Genomic DNA, 17,610 nt, shown 5'->3' with positions numbered 1-17,610 from the left:
TCAGCCGTTCGGGATCAGCGTGAGCAGGCTCACCTCCGGCGGGCAGGCGAACCGGATCGGCGCGTACGGGGACGTGCCCATGCCGGCCGAGACGTGCAGCCAGGTGTCGCCGGACCAGTGGTGCAGGCCGCGGGCTCGGTCGCGGTCGATGCCGCAGTTGGTGACTAGCGCGCCATAGCCGGGTACGCGCAGCTGACCGCCGTGCGTGTGGCCGCAGAGCAGCAGGTCATAGCCGTCGGCGGCGAAGCGGTCGAGTACGCGGGGCTCCGGTGAGTGGGACAGGCCGATACGCAGGTCGGCGGTCGGGTCGGCGGGGCCGGCGACGCGGTCGTAGTCGTCCTGCGCAAGGTGCGGGTCGTCGACGCCGGCGAGCGCGATGTGGCGGCCGCCGGCCTTGATGGTGGCGCGCGCGTTGGTCAGGTCGGCCCAGCCGGAGGCTGTGAACACGTCACGCAGATCCTGCCACGGCAGGTCCGGTCCAAACTTGCGCACCTGCGGTTTGCCGAAATAGCGGAACGGGTTTTTCGGCAGCGGACCGTAATAGTCGTTGCTGCCGAAGACCACGGCGCCAGGCCGCTCCAGCAGCGGGGTCAGCGCGTGTACGACCGCCGGGACGGCCTCGACGTGCGCGAGGTTGTCGCCGGTGACCACGACCAGGTCGGGGTCGAGTGCGGCCAGCTCGCGGACCCACTCCTGCTTCGACCGCTGGCCGGGGGTCATGTGCAGGTCGGAGATGTGCAGGACCCGCAGCGGCTCGGCGTCCGGCGGCAGCACTGGCACGTCGAAGCGGCGCAGCGTCCACCGTGTCCGCTCTATCCCGGCCGCGTATCCGACGGTGGCGATCCCGCCGGCGACTGCGGCCAACGTCAACCCGGTGCGCAACTTCATGCTCACCAGGCTAGTAGTGGCCAAGCTGCGGCTCGCAGGTGCCAGGGAATAGCCTCTTCTACCGTGAGCGCACTCAAGGACCGCCTGACGGCCGACCTGACCACCGCGATGAAGGCACGCGACGAGCTGACCACGGCCACGCTGCGGATGATGCTGGCCGCGGTGAAGACCGCCGAGGTGGCCGGCAAGTCGGCCCGCGAGCTGGCCGACGACGAGGTGCTCGCGGTGCTCACCGCGGAGGCCAAGAAGCGCCGCGAGGCCGCCGACGTGTTCGACTCACGTGACCGCGGCGAGCTGGCCGCGCGTGAGCGTGCGGAAAACACGATCATCGAGCGTTATCTGCCGGCGCAGCTGTCCGACGAGGAGCTGACCGGCCTGGTGTCACAGACTATCGAGGAGACCGGCGCCGCCGGCATGAAGGCGATGGGTCAGGTCATGAAGGCGCTGATGCCGAAGGTGACCGGCCGCGCCGACGGCGGCCGCGTGTCGGCGGAAGTACGCCGGCAGCTTGGCTGAGCTGCGGCTCGCCACACCGGAGGACGTGCCGGTGCTGGTGGAGCTGGCCCGCGCCGCGTACGTGCACTATGTGCCGCGCATCGGACGGCTGCCGGAGCCGATGACGGCCGACTACGGCGCAGCCGTACGCGCCGGACACACCTGGGTCGCCGAGACCGAGCGGATCGTCGGACTGCTCGTGCTCGTGCCGCAGGCCGACCACCTGCTGCTGGAGAACGTCGCCGTACGTCCAGGTGCGCAGGGCGGCGGGATCGGCCGGCAGCTGCTCGCGCACGCCGAGCACGAGGCCGTCCGGCTCGGATTCCGTGAGATCCGGCTCTACACCAACGCCGCGATGACCGAGAACCTCGCGTACTACCCGCGGCGCGGCTACGTCGAGACCCACCGGGCGGACGAGGACGGCTTCCACCGCGTCTTCTTCACCAAGCACCTCTGAAACGCCGCAGGGCTTCCCTACGTGCATCGCAGGTCCTGGACTGTGATCGGGTCAGCTGTCGCGGCGGACCAGTATGGGACGCAGCGACTTCCACGCCGTCGCGATCCAGGCGCGCGTAAGGAGTCTCTCTGTGAACATCCAGCGGCGGCTAGGGTGGTGACATCAAACCGGGCAATTGGCTCCCCTGGACATTGAGTTCGGCCCGGCGAGCAGTCACAACGGCATTACTGGCCTCGGCAGTCACACCCACCGCAGGGGCTGGCGGTCACGCAGGCTGAAAGCCGTGTTTCGTGCGTCTAGCGCCAGTAACTCGAGATTCACCCCTCTGGCAAACCTCACAAGACGGACATTTAGCGTGCCGCGGACCTTTGGCTCCCATTGCGTGGACCCTTTCGCCACCTATCGGGACGCCGTGACACCTTCCGGGCCGGTCCGCGCAGCCGATGGCTGAAAGGACATCACGCGGTCGCTGCGCTGCCCGACGATGACCCGGATGGGCAGCTCTGGGAGCGGGGTCGGCCAGCCGGGGACCCTCACGTTGCCAGCCGTCGGGTGTCCAGTGGCGCGGAACCAGTCACCAGCCCAGAGGTTAAAACTCAAGACTGGCGCACGTGGGGAGGCCCCACGGTCACTCAGACCTGTGGGCTGACCCGGCGGCTGGTGGTCGCGGCATTGTTGGCGAAGTAGCCGAACGGCAGGCCGGGGATGCCACCGCCGTGGCCGGTGCCGTTGCCGCCACCGTTGCCGCCGCCATGACCGTTGCCGCCGCCACCGTTTCCACCACCGGTGTGCCGCGAGTCGGGGGTGGCCTTACTGCCGCTCGGTGTCGGGTCGGGCTCACCGGAGTGGTCGTGCGTGCCACCGCTGACCAGGTTGTCCGGCGGTGCGGTGAAGTCCTCTTCCGGCATGTTCTCGACGGCCTGCGACATCGCCGAGCTGAAGATCTGGTTGGCGACGTTGGTGTTGCCGTTGTTGGTGGCCCCGCCGAACGGATTCTTCGAGTCCGTGGAGAACGACGCGCCGGCCAGCTGTGGCACGAAGCCGGCGAACCAGACCTGCCGGTTTTCTGGCGTCGAACCGGTCTTGCCGGCCACCGGCCGGCTGATCGCGCCGCCGACCGAGCCACCGGTCGGCCAGCCGCAGGAGCCGGTCTTGGCCGACTGTCCGACCGGACAACGCGCCGCGTCGGTGGCCGCGTCGGCGACACCCTGCGAGAACACGCGCTTGCAGTCCGGCTTGGCCCAGTCGACCGGCTTGCCGCCCGGTGCGGTGGCGGACTGGATCGGCGTCGGCGCGCAATACATGCCGCGCGCGGCCACTGTGGCGTACGCGTTGGCCATGTACAGAGGGAAGGTCTCCGAGCCCTGGCCGAAGGTCAGCGAGAGCCGCGAGTGTGTGCCGTCACCCTGGTCCAGGATGGACTTGAGGCTGTTGGTGCCCCAGAAGGTGATGCCGGCCTTCTGCGCCGCCTTGGCGACATTGGTGATCTTGGCCTTCATCGCCAGCTGGATGAAGTAGGTGTTGACCGACTCGCCGAAACCGCTCCACATGTTGCGATAGCCGTTCATCGAGCCGTCTTTGTTGGCGTTGGTCGTGCAATAGCCGTCCGTACGGCCCGGCGGACAGAAGGTCTGCGGCGAGTAGAAACCGGTGTCCAGCTGGATGCCCTGCTCCAGCGCGGCGAGCATGACGAACATCTTGAAGGTCGAACCAGACGGATAGCCGGCGGTGCTCTGGTGTGCCGGGTCGCCGGTGAGCAGCGGGAACTGGTCGTACTGGTCGCCGTTGCCCTTGGCGAACGTACGGTTGACCGCGAGCGCCTTGACCTTGCCGGTGCCCGGCTGGATCATCGCGATGCCCTGGGTCAGGCTGGCGCCGCGACCGGCGCCGCGGTTGTCGACCGCGTCCTGCGCGTCGGACTGGATGCCGGAGTCCATCGACAGCTTGATGGTGTAGCCACCGGACAGGATGTTGTTCCAGCGCTCGTCAGCGGTCTGACCCAGCGCCGGGTTCTGCTGGGCCCAGATCCGCAGGTAGTCGCAGAAGTAACCCCAGTTGTTCCGTTCGGTGATCGAGCCGTTGGGAAGGCAGGAGTTGGGCAGCGACTGCAGCTTGATCGTCGGCGGATGCGCCTTGGCGGCCGCCACGTCCTTCGCGGACGCGTAGCCGAGCTGCTGCATGCGGGTCAGCACGTACTGCCGGCGGACCTCGGCCTCCTTCGGGTGCTTCGGATAGTACGTGGGGCTCTGGATGAAGCTGGCCAGCAACGACGCCTCGCTGAGGTCGAGCTGGCTCACGTCCTTGCCGAAGTATCGCTGCGCGGCGACCTGGACGCCGTACGCGCTCTTACCGAAGTAGACGGTGTTGAGGTATTTCTCCAGGATGTCCTGTTTGGTGTTCTTCTTCTCCAGCGCCACCGCGTAGCGGATCTCGCGCAGCTTGCGGCCGATGGTGTTGGCCGTAGCGGCCTCGACCTGCGCCTCGGTCTTGGCGGTCAGCGCCAGGTCCTGGCGGACGTACTGCTGGGTGATGGTCGAGGCGCCCTGCGTGCCGCTGCCGCCGTTGCTGTTGCTGACAAACGCGCGGAGGATGCCTTTGAGGTCGACGCCGTGGTGCTCGTAGAACCGGCTGTCCTCGATGGCGACCACCGCGTTCTGCAGCACCTTCGGCACCTTGGACAGCGACACCGGCAGCCTGTTCTGGTCACCGTGCAGCTGCGTGACGAACTTGCCGTCGGCGGTGAGTACGGTCGTGGTCTGCGGCAGCGGCGGCGTCTGCAGCTCGCTCGGCAGCGACTCGAAGGTGTTGGCGCCAGCCTTGGCGGTCAGGCCGGCGACCGCGGCGGCCGGGAATGCTGCGGCGGCGACGACCACTCCGGCGAGCAACCCGGCCATCAACAGCGACACCAGGTTGGACATCAGGCTGGAACTTCGAACGCTGGTCACCCGATCGAGAGTACGCGGCGATTGACGGAGGAGTTGAGCCGCGGTCGCGCACGTACGGCGAGTAGTCGCAGGTTACACGCTTGTTTCGAAGCTGTAAGCGGGTTGTCAAGGTGGTGCTGGACACACCAACTCAACCGTTCGGCTGATGTCAGATCGGACCGATCAGCCGGTGTGGCACCTGGTGTCCGGTTTCCTACCGTCTCTCCAGGGGTTAAGACCACAACACTGAGGGGGGTCCCGGACGTGACCGATCGGGTCGAGGGCTGGGCTTCCAGAGCGGCTTGCCGCACGCGCAACCCGGATGAGCTATTCGTTCAGGGGGCTGCGCAGAACAAGGCCAAGATGGTGTGCATGGGGTGCCCGGTGCGGACCGAGTGTCTGGCCGACGCCCTGGACAACAGGGTGGAGTTCGGCGTCTGGGGTGGGATGACCGAACGGGAGCGCCGCGCACTGCTGCGCCGCCGTCCGGACGTACAGTCCTGGTCCAAGCTGCTCGACTCCGCACGCAAGCAACACCAGCTCCAGCCGACCGCCTGACCAGGGCGAGGCTGGTCGTCAGGCCTTCCGCTCCAGCGCGGCGTTCACCTTGGCGGTGATCTCCGCGAGCGTACGCACCTCGGCCGCGCTCAGGTGGTCGAACAGGTGGCGGCGTACGTCCTCGACGTGTCCCGGTGCCGCCTTCTCCAGCGTCGCGAAGCCCTTGTCGGTCAGGATGGCGACCGAGCCGCGACGATCGGTGGCGTCGTCCTCCCGGCGCACCCAGCCGGCCTGCTCCAGTCGCGCGATGTGGTGCGAGAGGCGGCTGCGCGACTCCGTGGTGAGTTCGGCGAGCATCCCCATCCGCATCCGCCGGTCGCTCTGCGCCGACAGCACGACCAACACGACGTAGTCGCTGTGTGAGAGGCCGCTGCGCGCCGACAGCTCCTGGTCGAGACGGGCGAACAGCAGCCTGGTGATCTTGACGAACCCCAGCCACGCGGCCTGCTCCTGTGTGTCCAGCCAGCGTGGTTCGTCGCTCATCCCGGCATTATGGCCGTACGTCCGCCCGCGACATGCCGCCGACACGGCGGAACGCGGTCAGTCGCCGGCCAGGGCGGCGCCGACGCGGCGCAGGCCGGCGAGGTCGTGTACGTCCTCCGGCTGCGTGCGTACGGTCGCCTGCGGCACGGTCGGATGCGCCGCGGTGAACCGGTCGGCGATCCTGGCCTGCGCCTGCACCAAAGCCACCAGGTCGGCGTGTACGCGCAACACGTCGGCGGTCGTCGGCGACTCGCCGGAGGCCTCGAGTTGCTGCGCCGCGGCCAGTGCCTGCTCGGCGGTCAGCTCGGCGGCGGCGACCTGGTCGACCCGGTTGAGCACCAGGCCGGCCAGCGGCATGTCCTCCTCGACCAGCCGGTCGGCGAAGTACGCCGCCTCGCGTACGGCGTCCGGCTGGGGCGCGGCGACCACCAGGAAGGCGGTGCCCGGCGTCTGCAGCAGCCGGTAGGTTTCGTCGGCGCGCTCCCGAAAACCGCCGAACATCGAGTCCAGCGCGGACACGAAGGTGGACAGGTCACCGATCAGCTGCGCGCCGAGGATTTTGGTCATCGCCTTGGAAAAGAAGGACAGCGTGCCGGCCAGCATCTTGAACATGCCGCGGCCGCCGACGCGCGCCGGCGTGAGCAGGATGCGCAGCATCCGGCCGTCCAGGAACTTGGCCAGATGTTGTGGAGCGTCAAGGAAATCCAGCGCCGACCGGGACGGCGGCGTGTCGACGACGATCAGGTCCCACTCGTCGGCCGCGCGCAGCTGGCCGAGTTTTTCCATCGCCATGTATTCCTGCGTGCCGGAAAACGTCGACGACATCGCCTGGTAGAACGGGTTGGCGAAGATCTCCTCGGCTTTTTTCGCGTCCGTGTGGGCCAGAACGACCTCGTCGAAGGTGCGTTTCATGTCCAGCATCATCGCGTGCAGGTCACCGTCCACATCGGACACCGGACGCGGGGTGTTGTCCAGCTCGGTGAGTCCGAGTGCCTGCGCCAGCCGGCGGGCCGGGTCGATGGTGAGCACGACCGTACGCCGGCCGAGCTCGGCCGCGCGTACGCCGATCGCCGCGGCCGTGGTGGTCTTGCCGACGCCGCCGGAGCCGCAACAGACCACGATCCGCGTCTTCGGATCTTTCAGCAGCGCGTCGACGTCGAGCTCAGGCACGCTGAACTCCCTGCTCGATCAGCGTCTCGGCGAGCTCGTACAGGCCGCCGAGGTCGACGCCGTCCGGCAGGAACGGCAGCCGCAGCATCGGCCGCTCCAGCGCTTCCAGCTCACCCTGCAGGCGCTGCTCCAGCTCCACGCGCGAGCGATAGTCGGTCGCCTCCTCGACCAGCGCGGTCAGCGTCGGCTTGTCGACCGGCAGGCCGACCGCGGTCAGGCCGCGCCTCAGCTCCGCCTGGCTGACCTTGGTGCCGGCCAGCCGCGGCTCGCGCACCTGGTTCACGACGACCGTACCCACCGGCAGCGACAGCTCACCGAGCTCGGCGATCGCGTCGGCGGTCTCCTGCACCGGCATTTCCTCCAGCAGTGTGACCACGTGCACGGCGGTCAGCGGCGAGTGCAGCACCGCGGCCACGCCGTCGCTCTGGGTCTTGATCGGGCCGACCTTGGCCAGGCCGGCGACCTCGGAGGTGACGTTGAGGAAGCGGCCGATCCGGCCGGTCGGCGGTGCGTCCAGCACCACGGCGTCGTATCGCCGGTGGCCGCGCTCCATCCGGGTCACCGACTCCTTCACCTTGCCGGTGAGCAGCACGTCGCGTACGCCTGGCGCGATCGTGGTGGCGAAGTCGATCGCGCCGAACCGCTTGAGGATCTTTCCGGCGCGGCCGAGCCGATAGAACATCTCCAGGTAGTCCAGCAGCGCTTCCTCGGCGTCGACGGCCAGGGCCCACACCTCGCCGCGGCGCGGCGCCGAGCCGATTTTCCGCTCCTCGTACGGCAACGGAGGCACGTCGAACAGCTGCGCGATCCCCTGCCGGCCTTCGACCTCCACCAGCAGCGTGCGCTTGCCGTCGGCCGCCAGCGCGAGTGCGATGGCGGCCGCGACGGTGGTCTTGCCGGTGCCGCCTTTGCCGGTCACCACGTGCAGCCGAGCGGTCGGCCAGTCGCTGCGTGTGGACACGGGTTGACAGGCTAGTCGGCCGGCTGGTCGGACGCTCGCAGAAGTGCCCGACCCCATAAACAGACCGTGGTCGGCTATCCCTGGCTCAGGCCGCTGGTGTCGAAGTCGCAGACCTTCCAGGCACCGTCTTCCTTGTCGACCTCGATCTTCAGCGTGCCGGAGAGCGTGGCGGAGGTGCCGTTGTAGCTGCCGTAGTAGTTGATGCTGGCGCTCACCTGGTGCTCGCTGCTGGAGACCTCTTCGTCGTTGGTGATGGTGTAGCTGAACGTGTAGTAGCCGGAGCCGGAGCTGGACGACGAGGTCGACATCGGACCGGGAGCGTCCGACGAGCTGCCGCTCTTGAGCTTGTTGCACAGCACGCTGGAGACCTTGCTGCCGTCCTTGTCGGCGAAGCCCTTCAGATACGTCTCGGCCGCCGACCGCGCGCTTCCGCCGCCGCCGAAGACGCCGGTGATGAACAGGACGACGATGACGCCGACGCAGCACAGCACCAACGCCGCGCCGCCACCGACGATGCCGATGATCAGGCCGGTGTTGCTCTTCTTCGGCGGAGGCGGCGGAAAGCCGGCGTTGGGATCACCGAAGCCGGGCGCTCCGGACGGCTGGCCGAACCCCGGCGGACCGGACGGCTGGCCGTAGCCCGGCTGCTGCTGTCCGTAGTCCGGTTGGCCGTAGCCGGGCTGCTGTCCATATCCCGGGCCGGAGGGCTGTCCGCCGTATCCAGGGTCCGGCTGGCCGCCGTATCCCTTGTCGTACGGCCCTGGCGGGTAGCTCATCGCGATTTCCCCTCAAAGATCCCCGTCGCGGTCGAAATGCGACGGCCTCGCCTCGATGGCGTCCAGGGTAGTCGTATGTGGCGAACCCGCAGCGCGGGCCGGCGGAAGCTGCCAACCGCGCTGGTCAGCCGTCCAGGCTGAAGCTCGCCTGGCAGACCTTCCAACCGCCGCCTTGCTTGTCGACGCCGAGCTTGTACGTGCCGGTGGCGTCGTAGTCCTCACCGGCGACCGTGAGCGTGATCTGTGTTGGCGCGGTGACGTCGTGGTGCGTATCGCTGGTGGCGTCGTCTTTGCTGATGGTGTAAGTAAAACTCTTCACCTGGATGGTGGAGGGGTCGAGGCCGGCCGGCATTCCCGGTGGCGGCTGTTGACCGAGCGACGCGCAGGTCACCGGTGCCGCTGCCTTGTCGTCGCGGCTCTTCACCGCGGTCAGATAGCGATCGGCGGCATCGCGTGCGGTGGACGCGCCGCCCGTGTTGTTGTCAGGTTGACTGCGCGTACTCGCGCTGCTGCTTGGTTGCGCGGCGGGTGTCTGCGTCTGTGGCCGTGGCTGGCTCGCCGGCTTGAGCGGGTTGAACAGGAAGATGCCGGCCACGCCACCGCAGCAGAGCAACAGGACGACCGCACCGACGACGCTGAGCGTGACGATCAGGCCTGTGCGCGACTTCTTCGGCGGAGGTTGTGGGTCGAAGCCCGATTGGTGTGGGTAGCTCATGGATTCCCCCTCGGTTAACGGACGGTGACGGTAACCAGGGGTGATTAGGGCTGCCTTAAACCTCAGCGTGCGCCGGGTTATGGTGCGGCCATGCAGAAGTGGGAGTACGTGACCGTGCCGCTGCTGGTGCATGCCACCAAGCAGATCCTGGACAACTGGGGGGAGGACGGCTGGGAACTGGTGGCCGTCATTCCCGGGCCCAACACCGAGCAGTTGGTCGCCTATCTGAAGCGGCCGAAGGAGGCGTAGATGAGCGTCAAGGACAAGCTCGCCGAGCTCGGCATCGACCTGCCGCCGGTGGTGCCGCCGGCCGCCGCGTACGTGCCGGCGCTGCGGACCGGCAACTATGTCTACGTCTCCGGCCAGCTGCCGTTCGTGGACGGCAAGCTGCCGGTGACCGGCAAGGTCGGTGCCGAGGTCAGCCAGGAGGACGCCGCCAAGCACGCGCGGCAGTGCGCGGTGAACATCCTGGCCGCGGTCGAGGACCTGGTCGGCCTGGACAACGTCGTACGCGTGGTGAAGCTGGTCGGCTTCGTCGCGTCGGCCGACGGCTTCACCGGCCAGCCGGTGGTGATCAACGGCGCGAGCGAGCTGCTCGGCGAGGTCTTCGGCGAGGCCGGCAAGCACGCGCGCAGCGCCGTCGGCGTCTACCAGCTGCCGCTGGACACACCAGTCGAAGTCGAAGCCATCCTCGAGGTCGAATAGCCGTCCACGGACGACGCAATCGGATTCCGATCGCGTCGTCCCGGTGGCGCGTACGAGTGTGACAAACCACCGTTGAGCAGCGGCGATGCGCCTCAAGGCGGTGCAAGCCGCGCATTAAGGACATCGAAACGTCGGTCCCAGCACATACGATGTGCTGTTGTGAGGCGCCAGTTCGAGATCCCCGCCGCGATCGCGGCCCAGGCCGCGAAGGCGCGTGCGCGGGATCCGTCGCAACCGCGCGAAAAAGCGCCGGTCCGGGACGCGGTGACGGTGATCCTGCTGCGCGACGGCCGGCGCGGCCTGGAGACCTATCTGCTCCGCCGGCAGGGCTCGATGAAGGCATTCGGCGGCATGACGGTCTTTCCCGGCGGCACGGTCGATCCGGCCGACATCGGGGCCGTCGACGTGCCGTGGTCCGGGCCGCCCGCGGTGGAGTGGACCGCGAGCCTGTCCGCCGACGAGCCGCTGGCTCGCGGATTGATAGCCGCGGCCGTACGCGAGACGTTCGAGGAGTCCGGTGTCCTGCTGGCCGGCCCCGATGACGAGACGGTCGTCGGCGACACGAGTACGCCGGAGTGGCAGGAAGCCGCGCGAGCGCTGGAAAACCGCGGGACCAGCCTGACCGAGCTGCTGACCCGGCACGGCCTGAGGATCCGCGCCGACCTGCTCCGGCCGTGGTCGCACTGGCTGACACCGGAGGTCGAGATCCGCCGCTTCGACACGCGCTTCCTGCTCGCCGCGCTGCCGCCCGGCCAGCGCACCGGCGCGGTCGCCGCGGAGGCGTCCGACGTGGCCTGGGTGCGGCCGGCCGACGCGATCGCCGAGCTGGACGCGGGCGAGCGGATCATGGTGCCGCCGACCGCTTACACACTGCTCGACCTGGCCGAGTTCGCCACGGCCGCCGACGCGCTGAAGGCGGCCGAGGGCCGGCACATCGAGCGGATCACGCCGCAGCTGCATCCGACCGAGAGCGGCGCGTTCCGGTTCGTCACCCCGGAGGATCCGGCGTACGTACGGGAGGCGGAATGACCGACGGCGTCACCCAGATCCTCGCGCCCAACCCCGGCCCGATGACGCTCGACGGCACCAACACGTACGTCCTGGACGGCGGCGTGGTCATCGACCCGGGGCCGCTCGACGACGGCCATCTGAAGGCGATCACCGCGCTCGGTCCGGTCAGCCTGATCATCACCACGCACCACCACTTCGACCACACCGAGGCGGTGCCGCGGCTCGCCGAGCTGACCAACGCACCGGTCCGCGAGCCAGGTGCGTACGAGGACGGCGAGGAGGTCGTCCCCGGCCTGACCGCGATCCACACGCCCGGCCACACCGACGACTCGTACACCTTCGTCTGGCGCGACCAGGCCGCGTTCACCGGTGACACGATCCTCGGCCGCGGCACGACGGTCGTCGACAAGCTCGGTCCCTATCTGTCGACCTTGCGGGTCCTGCGCGACCTCGGTCCGCTGGAGGTGCTGCCCGGCCACGGCCCCACACTGCCTGACCTGCAGGCGGTCGCCGGCGACTATCTGCGCCATCGCGAGGAGCGGTTGCAGCAGGTCAGGGACGCGCTGGCGGCCGGAGACACGACCGCCGAGCAGGTCGTCGAGCGCGTGTACGCCGAGGTCGACCGGTCGGTGTGGCCGGCGGCGACCGCATCCGTACGCGCGCAGCTGGAATATCTCCGTGGATTGCCGTAGGTGACCGGGGTGAGATGTCCGGTGTGCGGGACCGTCGCGGTCCCCGGCGCGCACTTCTGTCACGCCTGCGGCGCGGCTCTGCCGGCCGCCACCGTCGGCATCCCCACCGAGCGGCGGGTGGTGACGGTGCTGTTCGGCGACCTGTCCGAGTTCACCGCGTGGTCCGAGCAGCTCGACCCGGAGCGGGTCGGCGCGGTCACCGACCGCGTGATGGCCGCCTGCGCGCAGGCCGTGACGGCCTTCGGCGGCAACGTCGACAAGCTGGTCGGCGACGGCATCATGGCGGTCTTCGGCGCGCCGGTCGCACACGAGGACGATCCCGAGCGGGCGGTACGCGCGGCGCTCGCCATGCAGCGAGCCGTACGCCGGATGGTCGAGGACGAGGTCGGCGGTGGCCGCCGGCTCGGCCTGCGCGTCGGCCTGAACACCGGCGAGGTCGCGGCCGGCGTGCAGGCGGCGCTGTCATACACGGTCATCGGCGACACCGTCAACACCGCGGCGCGGCTGGCCGACGCGGCCGGTGTCGGCGGCGTGTACGCCGGCGTCGCGACCCAGCGCGCGACCCGTGACCGTGCCGCCTGGCGGCGGCTGCCGCCGTTGCGGCTCAAGGGAAAACGCGAGCCGGTCGAGGCGTACGAGCTGCTCAGCCTGCGCGATGCGCCAGGTGCGCGGCCGGGGCTCGGCGACGAGGCGCCGTTCATCGGCCGCGAGGCCGAGATGGGACGCCTCGCCGGCCGCTATCTGGAGGTCTCCGACCGCGAGTCGAGCCACCTGCTCGTGGTCACCGGCGACGCCGGCATCGGCAAGACGCGGCTCGGCACGGAGTTCGGCCGGTACGCGGAAAACACGCTGCACGGCTGCACGTTGCGGGTCCGCTGCGCCGCGTACGGTGACGGCCGGCTCGGTCCGCTGGTCCGGCTGGTCCGGCAGGCCTGTGGCGTGGAGCCGGACGACAGCCGCGCCGAGGTCGCCGATCGGGTGCGCCGCACGGTCGAGCGGCTGCGCACGCACACGGACGGCGCCGACCTGCAGGCCGCGCTCGAGCCGCTGCTGGAGCTGGTCGGTTCCGCGGAGACGCCGCCACGGTCAGGTGTCGTGCCGGGTGGCCGGCCGCCTGGCACCGAGGCGCGCGACATCGTGCCGGCCGCGGTCGCCAACCTGCTGCGCGCGATGTCGGAGGAGACCTGTCCGGTGGTGCTGATCATCGACGACGCGCACAACGCGCCGCCGGAGACGGCCACCGCGCTGGCCGACGTGATCACCAGGCTGCAGGGGTGCTCGGTGCTGACGCTGCTGCTCGGCCGTGCCGAGCTGGCGCGCGGCAGCGAGCTGCTCAGCCGCTTTCCGGACGCCGAGGTCACCACCCTGGCGCCGCTGTCCGGCGCCGCTTCCGCGCGGCTGCTCCGCGCGTATCTCGGTGGCGGCCAGCTGCCGGCGGCCGACCAGGAACGGCTGCTGGCGATGGCGCAGGGCAACCCGTTCTATCTGGCCGAGTTGGTCGCGCTGCTGGTCGAGCAGGGCGCGCTGACCGGCGGCAGCGCCGGCTGGCAGCTCAAGCCCGGCAGCCTGTCCGGCCGGCTGCTGTCGGTCGACCTGGCCGCCGTGCTGACCGCTCGCATCGACTCGTTGCCGGCCGGCGCTCGCGCGGTGCTGCGAGACGCGGCGGTGGTCGGCGAGCGCATCCCCGTACGCGCGTTGGCGGTGCTGCGGTCGGAGCAGGCGGTCGGCGTCCCGCTGCAGCTGGAGCGGCTGCCAAAGGACATCGCCGAGCTGGTCGCGCGGCGGATGCTGCGGCCGTCCAACCGCGGCGGCTACACGTTCGTCACCGCGTTCATGCGCCAGGCCGCGTACGCCGGTGTCGGCAAGACCGACCTGGCCGCCCGGCACGCGCACCTGGCCCGCTGGGCCGAGACGCTGGCGCCTGACGACCCGGAGCTGGCCGGCATCGAGCGCGACACGTTCGTCGCCCGGCACGCCGAGGAGGCGCTGAGCCTGGCCGACGCGATGCGGCTGGCGCCCGGCGCCGATCCGCGCGCGGTCGCCTCGATCGGCGTGGCGGCGCTGGGTCGGCTCGCCGCAGCGGCTTTCGCCGACTCGCAGCCGGCGCAGGCGGCCGGTTTCCTCGACCGCGCGGCCGCGTTGGCCAAGGACGAGCTGCCGGTGGAGCTGACGCTGGCGCGAGCGCGCGCATGGGTACGCACGGGCCGTTACGCCGAGGCGTTGGCGCTGGCCGAGCGGCTGCATCAGGACGTGTCGGCCAGCGACAAGGTCACCTCGGCCGGTTCACTGTTGATCATCGGTGAGGCCGAGCGGGCGCTCGGCCACTTCGAGGAGGCCGCGGCCGCGTGGCGGACCGTCGCGCAGCAGGCGGAGCTGCCGGAGTACGAGACCGAGGCGCTGCGCCGGCTGGGCATGCTCGACTATCTGACCGGGCGGCTCGCCGACGCCGACGAGCGATTCCTGCAGTCCTATCAGCTGTCACTGGCCCAGCACGACCGTCCCGGTCAGGGCTGGGCGCTGCAGAACATCGCCTGGTCGGCGACCTCACGCGGCGATTTCGACCGCGCCGAGGTGGCACTGGATCGCGCCGCGACGCTTTTCGTTGACCTGAAAGACGTCGCCGGTCGGTCGTGGGTCACCGGCACCGAGGCTTTCGTACGGCTCCTGCAGGGCCGGCTGCGCCAAGCGCGAGCGCTCGCCGCCGAGTTTCTGCCGTACGCAGAGCGGCTCGGCGACGAGTGGGGTGGCGCGGCGGTGCGGATGGTCGACGCGTACGCGGCGGCCGAGCTCGGCGAGCTGGCCAAGGCCGACAAGGAGGCCCGGGTCGCGCTGCGTGCCTTCGAGCAGCTGGACGATGCCTGGGGTCGGTCGCTGGCGCTGGTCGTACGCGGCGTCGTCGCACGCGATCGGTGCGCCGATCCGGCCGCTCTGGCCGGCACGGCCACGCCGATTTTCGTCGAGGCCGTACGGATTGCCGAGCAGGCGGCGCATCCGCTGACCTTCGGCGTCGCGCGTACGCTGCTCGGCTATTGCAAGCTCGACGCCGGCGACGCGGTCGGTGCCGAGGCGGACGCGCGCGTGACCTTGGAGCTGATCACACCGCTGCAGGTCACCGAGGCCGCCGCGGTCGGTCCGGTCGTGTTGCTGGCTCGTGCGCGGCGCGCGCAGGGCGATCTGGACGAGGCGATCAGCCTGCTCACCGATGTCGCGAAGGCCGCCGCCAGTCCGTCGCTGGTGTTTCCGCGCCGCCAGGCCTTGGCGCATTACGCGGCGATGCTGGTCGATGCCGGTCGCTCCGACGAGGCGTTGTCATGGGCCCAGCGCGCGCGTGACGTGCCAGCCGAGGACGTACGCAGCCGAGTCGTCGCCGCACGTGCTTTGGCGAAGGCGTTGGCCGCGACCGGTGCCACACAGCTGGCGTGCGAGGCGATGGAAGAGGCCTGCACGCTGGCGTACGCGACCGAGCAGGTCAGCGAGCGCCGCGCCACCGACGGCCTGGCCGAGCGGCTGCTCTGCCGCTAAAACGCGTCTCCCCACAAGATGCGCCGCGCGCGTTTGTAGGCGTCGCCTTGGCGTTTCGAGACGGTCACGTCCTCGATGCCGTCCCGGCAGAGCCGCAACATCACGTGACCCGAGCGGATCTGCGGATGGCGAAGTACGCGGGCCGACGCGCGCTCGACCGGCAGCCGGGTGGCCGCGACATAGCTGAACTTTTCGTCCTCGTAACCGAGATCGGCTCGCTTCGCCCGCCGATGGACGGCCGATCGCTGCAGGCGTACGGAAAAGTGGCACCAGTCCGGGTCGACGATCGGACACTCGCCGTCATGCGGACACGGAGCCGCGACGCGCATGCCAAGGTCGACGAGCTGTCGACGGATCGCTCTGATGCCGGCGAAACCGCGTGGCGTGCCAGGCTCGACGATGACGATGGTCTGGACTTTCCGTGCCAGCTCGGCGATCACAGTGTCCACAGTGGACAGTTCGTTGAGGCTGTAGCTGGCGACCGCCAGGTCGGCGCTCGGAAAGTCCCGCTTGGTCGCGAGATCGGCGGTGACGTACGTCCGCTCCGCCAGCCGCTGGCCGACCGCTCGCATCGCCGGGTCGCGCTCGATCGCGGTGATGTCTTTCATCGATGGGAAAACATCGGTCGCGGACCAGCTCGCCGCGCCGGCGCCGGCGCCGATGTCGAGCATGCTGACCGGCGCGAAATCCGGCATCGCGGCAGCGACCTCGGTCAGCGCCGCCGTGGTCGCCGCGTACGTCGCCGGCATCCGATAGACCGCGTACGCGATCGCCTGCTCCGGCGTCAGCCGCGGTGCCGCCGCAAGGTCCGCCGCCGGATCGCGATAGATCCGCTGCCAGCGCTCGACCTCGTCGGCCAGTCGCCGCGCGGGCAGCTCACCTGCCAGCTCCTCGAGCGCGTCAGCCAGATCCACACATGAGAGGTTATGCGTCGGCCGGTGCGGTCTCGACGGCGAAGGGTGGGCGGCTCGTGCCGGTGACGCGGAAGCGGCCCCACGGGTCCACGTCGGACAGCGTGCCGACCGCCTCGCCGCCCGGCGTACGCACCACCACCTGCTTGCGTCCGTTGCCGGCCAGCTCGGTCACCGCCGGGTCCGCGGCGACCCGGCCGTACCAGTGATATCGGCCGTCGATCGGCTGGAAGTAGCCGCGCAGCTCGACCTGGACGGCCAGCTCGGCGTCGCTGGAAACGAGCGTGGCGGGCCCGGTGTAGCCCTCTTCGTCGTGCTCGTGCTCGGTCATTTGTCACTCCGGTGAGCAGGCGTCGTCTCGGCGTGCCGGCGGCTTGACAACCGGCCACGACGCAGAACATGCTACCAGATGTAGCGCTTACTTTTGGAAGCACGAACCCGGAGGGGTACGCGATGACCGCCGCGATTCGAGAGAAGACTGCGGAACGGCTGCTCAACTCGTCGGCCAAGAACTCCTACGACCCGGACGTCGACATCGACTGGGAAGCGCCGCTGGTCGAGGGCATGTTCTACCTGCCGGAGCACCGCGTCTCGCTCTACGGCACCAGGCTGTGGGAGCAGATGACCCACGAGCAGCGCGTCGAGCTGTCCAAGCAGGAGGTCGCCAGCATCGCGACCGCCGGCATCTGGTTCGAGATGATCCTGATGCAGATGCTGCTGCGCGACACGTACAGCTCCGACCCCACCACCCGGCATCCGCAGTGGGCCCTGACCGAGATCGCCGACGAGTGCCGGCACTCGGTGATGTTCGGCCGGCTGGTCGAGCGGATCGGCGTACCGGCCTATCGCGCGCCGCGGCTGACCCACGAGCTCGGCCGGTTCATCAAGACTTTTGGCTTCGGACCGAGCAATTACGCGGCGATCCTGATCGCCGAGGAGATCCTCGACCGCTATCAGCGTGAGGGGATGAGGGACGAGAACGTCCAGCCGCTGGTGCGGATGGTGAGCCGGATCCACGTGCTGGAGGAGGCTCGGCACGTCACCTTCGCACGTGAGGAGATCGTCCGGCAGATGGCCGCGGCGTCGCCGATCGCACGAGCCTGGCACCAGTTCATCACCGGTGCGGCGGCGAAGGTCATCGCCGGCACGCTCGTACGACCGCAGTGTTATGCGGCTGTCGGCCTGAATCCGCGCGAGGCCGCGCGCGAGGCTCGGCGCAATCCGCATTTCCGCGAGACACTGCGCTGGTCGGGTGAGCGGCTGGTGGACTTTCTCGACGAGGTCGGTCTGACGAAAGGGCCGGGACGGCCGTGGTGGCGGCGTTCCGGACTGATCGGCTAGG

The 17,610-nt window shown here is 69.6% G+C and carries 18 protein-coding genes; 9 read left to right on the top strand and 9 right to left on the bottom strand.

Translation table 11 applies throughout. From position 1 onward, the window contains the following. On the bottom strand, positions 1–888 hold the full coding sequence (locus GNX95_RS36210; protein ID WP_163512315.1) for a metallophosphoesterase: 888 nt from the start codon (positions 886–888) through the stop codon (positions 1–3). Between the two features lie 63 nt (positions 889–951). Between GNX95_RS36210 and GNX95_RS36205 the strand changes: the two genes are divergently transcribed. Both GNX95_RS36205 and GNX95_RS36200 read left to right on the top strand, forming a co-directional pair. Continuing rightward, positions 952–1,404: a GatB/YqeY domain-containing protein gene (locus GNX95_RS36205; RefSeq protein WP_163512314.1), complete on the top strand. Its 453-nt coding sequence runs from the start codon at positions 952–954 to the stop codon at positions 1,402–1,404. Continuing rightward, positions 1,397–1,840 carry a GNAT family N-acetyltransferase gene (locus GNX95_RS36200; protein ID WP_163512313.1) on the top strand — a complete coding sequence of 148 codons (444 nt, stop codon included), beginning with the start codon at positions 1,397–1,399 and terminating at the stop codon, positions 1,838–1,840. Before GNX95_RS36205 ends, GNX95_RS36200 begins: the two co-directional genes overlap by 8 nt. Positions 1,841–2,472: 632 nt before the next feature. On the opposite strand, the gene GNX95_RS36195 is transcribed toward GNX95_RS36200, so the two are convergent. Beyond that, positions 2,473–4,785, bottom strand: a complete 2,313-nt coding sequence (locus tag GNX95_RS36195) for a transglycosylase domain-containing protein (protein ID WP_163512312.1) — start codon at positions 4,783–4,785, stop codon at positions 2,473–2,475. A gap of 225 nt (positions 4,786–5,010) precedes the next feature. On the opposite strand from GNX95_RS36195, the gene GNX95_RS36190 reads away from it, so the two are divergent. Further along, positions 5,011–5,322: a WhiB family transcriptional regulator gene (locus GNX95_RS36190; protein WP_246281945.1), complete on the top strand. Its 312-nt coding sequence runs from the start codon at positions 5,011–5,013 to the stop codon at positions 5,320–5,322. An 18-nt stretch (positions 5,323–5,340) separates the two neighbouring features. On the opposite strand, the gene GNX95_RS36185 is transcribed toward GNX95_RS36190, so the two are convergent. From GNX95_RS36185 to GNX95_RS36165, 5 genes are all read right to left on the bottom strand, one after another. Further along, complete coding sequence (locus GNX95_RS36185; protein WP_163512310.1) at positions 5,341–5,805, bottom strand: MarR family winged helix-turn-helix transcriptional regulator; 465 nt, start codon at positions 5,803–5,805, stop codon at positions 5,341–5,343. Positions 5,806–5,862: 57 nt separating this feature from the next. Then, positions 5,863–6,975: an ArsA family ATPase gene (gene bagB, locus GNX95_RS36180; protein ID WP_163512309.1), complete on the bottom strand. Its 1,113-nt coding sequence runs from the start codon at positions 6,973–6,975 to the stop codon at positions 5,863–5,865. Next, positions 6,968–7,993 carry an ATPase BagA gene (gene bagA / locus GNX95_RS36175; RefSeq protein WP_163512308.1) on the bottom strand — a complete coding sequence of 342 codons (1,026 nt, stop codon included), beginning with the start codon at positions 7,991–7,993 and terminating at the stop codon, positions 6,968–6,970. The genes bagB and bagA overlap by 8 nt, the downstream gene beginning before the upstream one ends. Before the next feature lie 17 nt (positions 7,994–8,010). Beyond that, positions 8,011–8,712: an Rv0361 family membrane protein gene (locus GNX95_RS36170; RefSeq protein ID WP_163512307.1), complete on the bottom strand. Its 702-nt coding sequence runs from the start codon at positions 8,710–8,712 to the stop codon at positions 8,011–8,013. A gap of 124 nt (positions 8,713–8,836) precedes the next feature. After that, on the bottom strand, positions 8,837–9,427 hold the full coding sequence (locus GNX95_RS36165) for a flagellar basal body-associated FliL family protein (RefSeq protein ID WP_163512306.1): 591 nt from the start codon (positions 9,425–9,427) through the stop codon (positions 8,837–8,839). Between the two features lie 90 nt (positions 9,428–9,517). Between GNX95_RS36165 and sp36 the strand changes: the two genes are divergently transcribed. The 5 genes from sp36 (at position 9,518) to GNX95_RS36140 (ending at position 15,357) form a co-directional block, all read left to right on the top strand. After that, entirely contained in the window at positions 9,518–9,676 is a 159-nt protein-coding gene (sp36, locus tag GNX95_RS36160) for a Sp36 family protein (protein ID WP_163512305.1), read from the top strand. Continuing rightward, positions 9,677–10,132 (top strand): RidA family protein, encoded by a 456-nt coding sequence (locus GNX95_RS36155; protein ID WP_163512304.1) that lies wholly within the window; start codon positions 9,677–9,679, stop codon positions 10,130–10,132. It begins immediately after the preceding gene. Between the two features lie 159 nt (positions 10,133–10,291). Next, positions 10,292–11,161, top strand: coding sequence for an NUDIX hydrolase (locus tag GNX95_RS36150; protein WP_163512303.1), 870 nt, complete (start codon positions 10,292–10,294; stop codon positions 11,159–11,161). Continuing rightward, on the top strand, positions 11,158–11,835 hold the full coding sequence (locus GNX95_RS36145; protein ID WP_163512302.1) for an MBL fold metallo-hydrolase: 678 nt from the start codon (positions 11,158–11,160) through the stop codon (positions 11,833–11,835). The genes GNX95_RS36150 and GNX95_RS36145 overlap by 4 nt, the downstream gene beginning before the upstream one ends. Continuing rightward, positions 11,836–15,357, top strand: a complete 3,522-nt coding sequence (locus tag GNX95_RS36140) for an adenylate/guanylate cyclase domain-containing protein (RefSeq protein WP_222854214.1) — start codon at positions 11,836–11,838, stop codon at positions 15,355–15,357. On the opposite strand, the gene GNX95_RS36135 is transcribed toward GNX95_RS36140, so the two are convergent. After that, positions 15,354–16,271: a small ribosomal subunit Rsm22 family protein gene (locus GNX95_RS36135; protein ID WP_163512301.1), complete on the bottom strand. Its 918-nt coding sequence runs from the start codon at positions 16,269–16,271 to the stop codon at positions 15,354–15,356. The two genes, GNX95_RS36140 and GNX95_RS36135, sit on opposite strands and share 4 nt — an antisense overlap. A gap of 10 nt (positions 16,272–16,281) precedes the next feature. Continuing rightward, positions 16,282–16,599 carry a DUF4873 domain-containing protein gene (locus tag GNX95_RS36130; RefSeq protein WP_163512300.1) on the bottom strand — a complete coding sequence of 106 codons (318 nt, stop codon included), beginning with the start codon at positions 16,597–16,599 and terminating at the stop codon, positions 16,282–16,284. Between the two features lie 122 nt (positions 16,600–16,721). On the opposite strand from GNX95_RS36130, the gene GNX95_RS36125 reads away from it, so the two are divergent. Continuing rightward, the gene (locus GNX95_RS36125; RefSeq protein WP_163512299.1) at positions 16,722–17,609 is read left to right on the top strand and encodes an AurF N-oxygenase family protein; all 888 of its coding nucleotides are present in this window, start codon (positions 16,722–16,724) and stop codon (positions 17,607–17,609) included. The last annotated feature ends 1 nt before the right edge of the window (position 17,610 follow it).

The organism is Fodinicola acaciae, assembly GCF_010993745.1.
Taxonomy (GTDB): Bacteria; Actinomycetota; Actinomycetes; order Mycobacteriales; family HKI-0501; genus Fodinicola; species Fodinicola acaciae.
This window is presented reverse-complemented; position numbering and strand designations above follow the sequence as displayed.

What these genes read in the sequence shown, in the direction of transcription:
- GNX95_RS36210 (WP_163512315.1), bottom strand. Translation starts at nt 888, where the DNA reads ATGAAGTTGCGCACCGGGTTGACGTTGGCCGCAGTCGCCGGCGGGATC.
- GNX95_RS36185 (WP_163512310.1), bottom strand. Translation starts at nt 5,805, where the DNA reads ATGAGCGACGAACCACGCTGGCTGGACACACAGGAGCAGGCCGCGTGG.
- bagA (WP_163512308.1), bottom strand. Translation starts at nt 7,993, where the DNA reads ATGGGGTCGGGCACTTCTGCGAGCGTCCGACCAGCCGGCCGACTAGCC.
- GNX95_RS36170 (WP_163512307.1), bottom strand. Translation starts at nt 8,712, where the DNA reads ATGAGCTACCCGCCAGGGCCGTACGACAAGGGATACGGCGGCCAGCCG.
- GNX95_RS36165 (WP_163512306.1), bottom strand. Translation starts at nt 9,427, where the DNA reads ATGAGCTACCCACACCAATCGGGCTTCGACCCACAACCTCCGCCGAAG.
- sp36 (WP_163512305.1), top strand. Translation starts at nt 9,518, where the DNA reads ATGCAGAAGTGGGAGTACGTGACCGTGCCGCTGCTGGTGCATGCCACC.
- GNX95_RS36155 (WP_163512304.1), top strand. Translation starts at nt 9,677, where the DNA reads ATGAGCGTCAAGGACAAGCTCGCCGAGCTCGGCATCGACCTGCCGCCG.
- GNX95_RS36145 (WP_163512302.1), top strand. Translation starts at nt 11,158, where the DNA reads ATGACCGACGGCGTCACCCAGATCCTCGCGCCCAACCCCGGCCCGATG.
- GNX95_RS36130 (WP_163512300.1), bottom strand. Translation starts at nt 16,599, where the DNA reads ATGACCGAGCACGAGCACGACGAAGAGGGCTACACCGGGCCCGCCACG.
- GNX95_RS36125 (WP_163512299.1), top strand. Translation starts at nt 16,722, where the DNA reads ATGACCGCCGCGATTCGAGAGAAGACTGCGGAACGGCTGCTCAACTCG.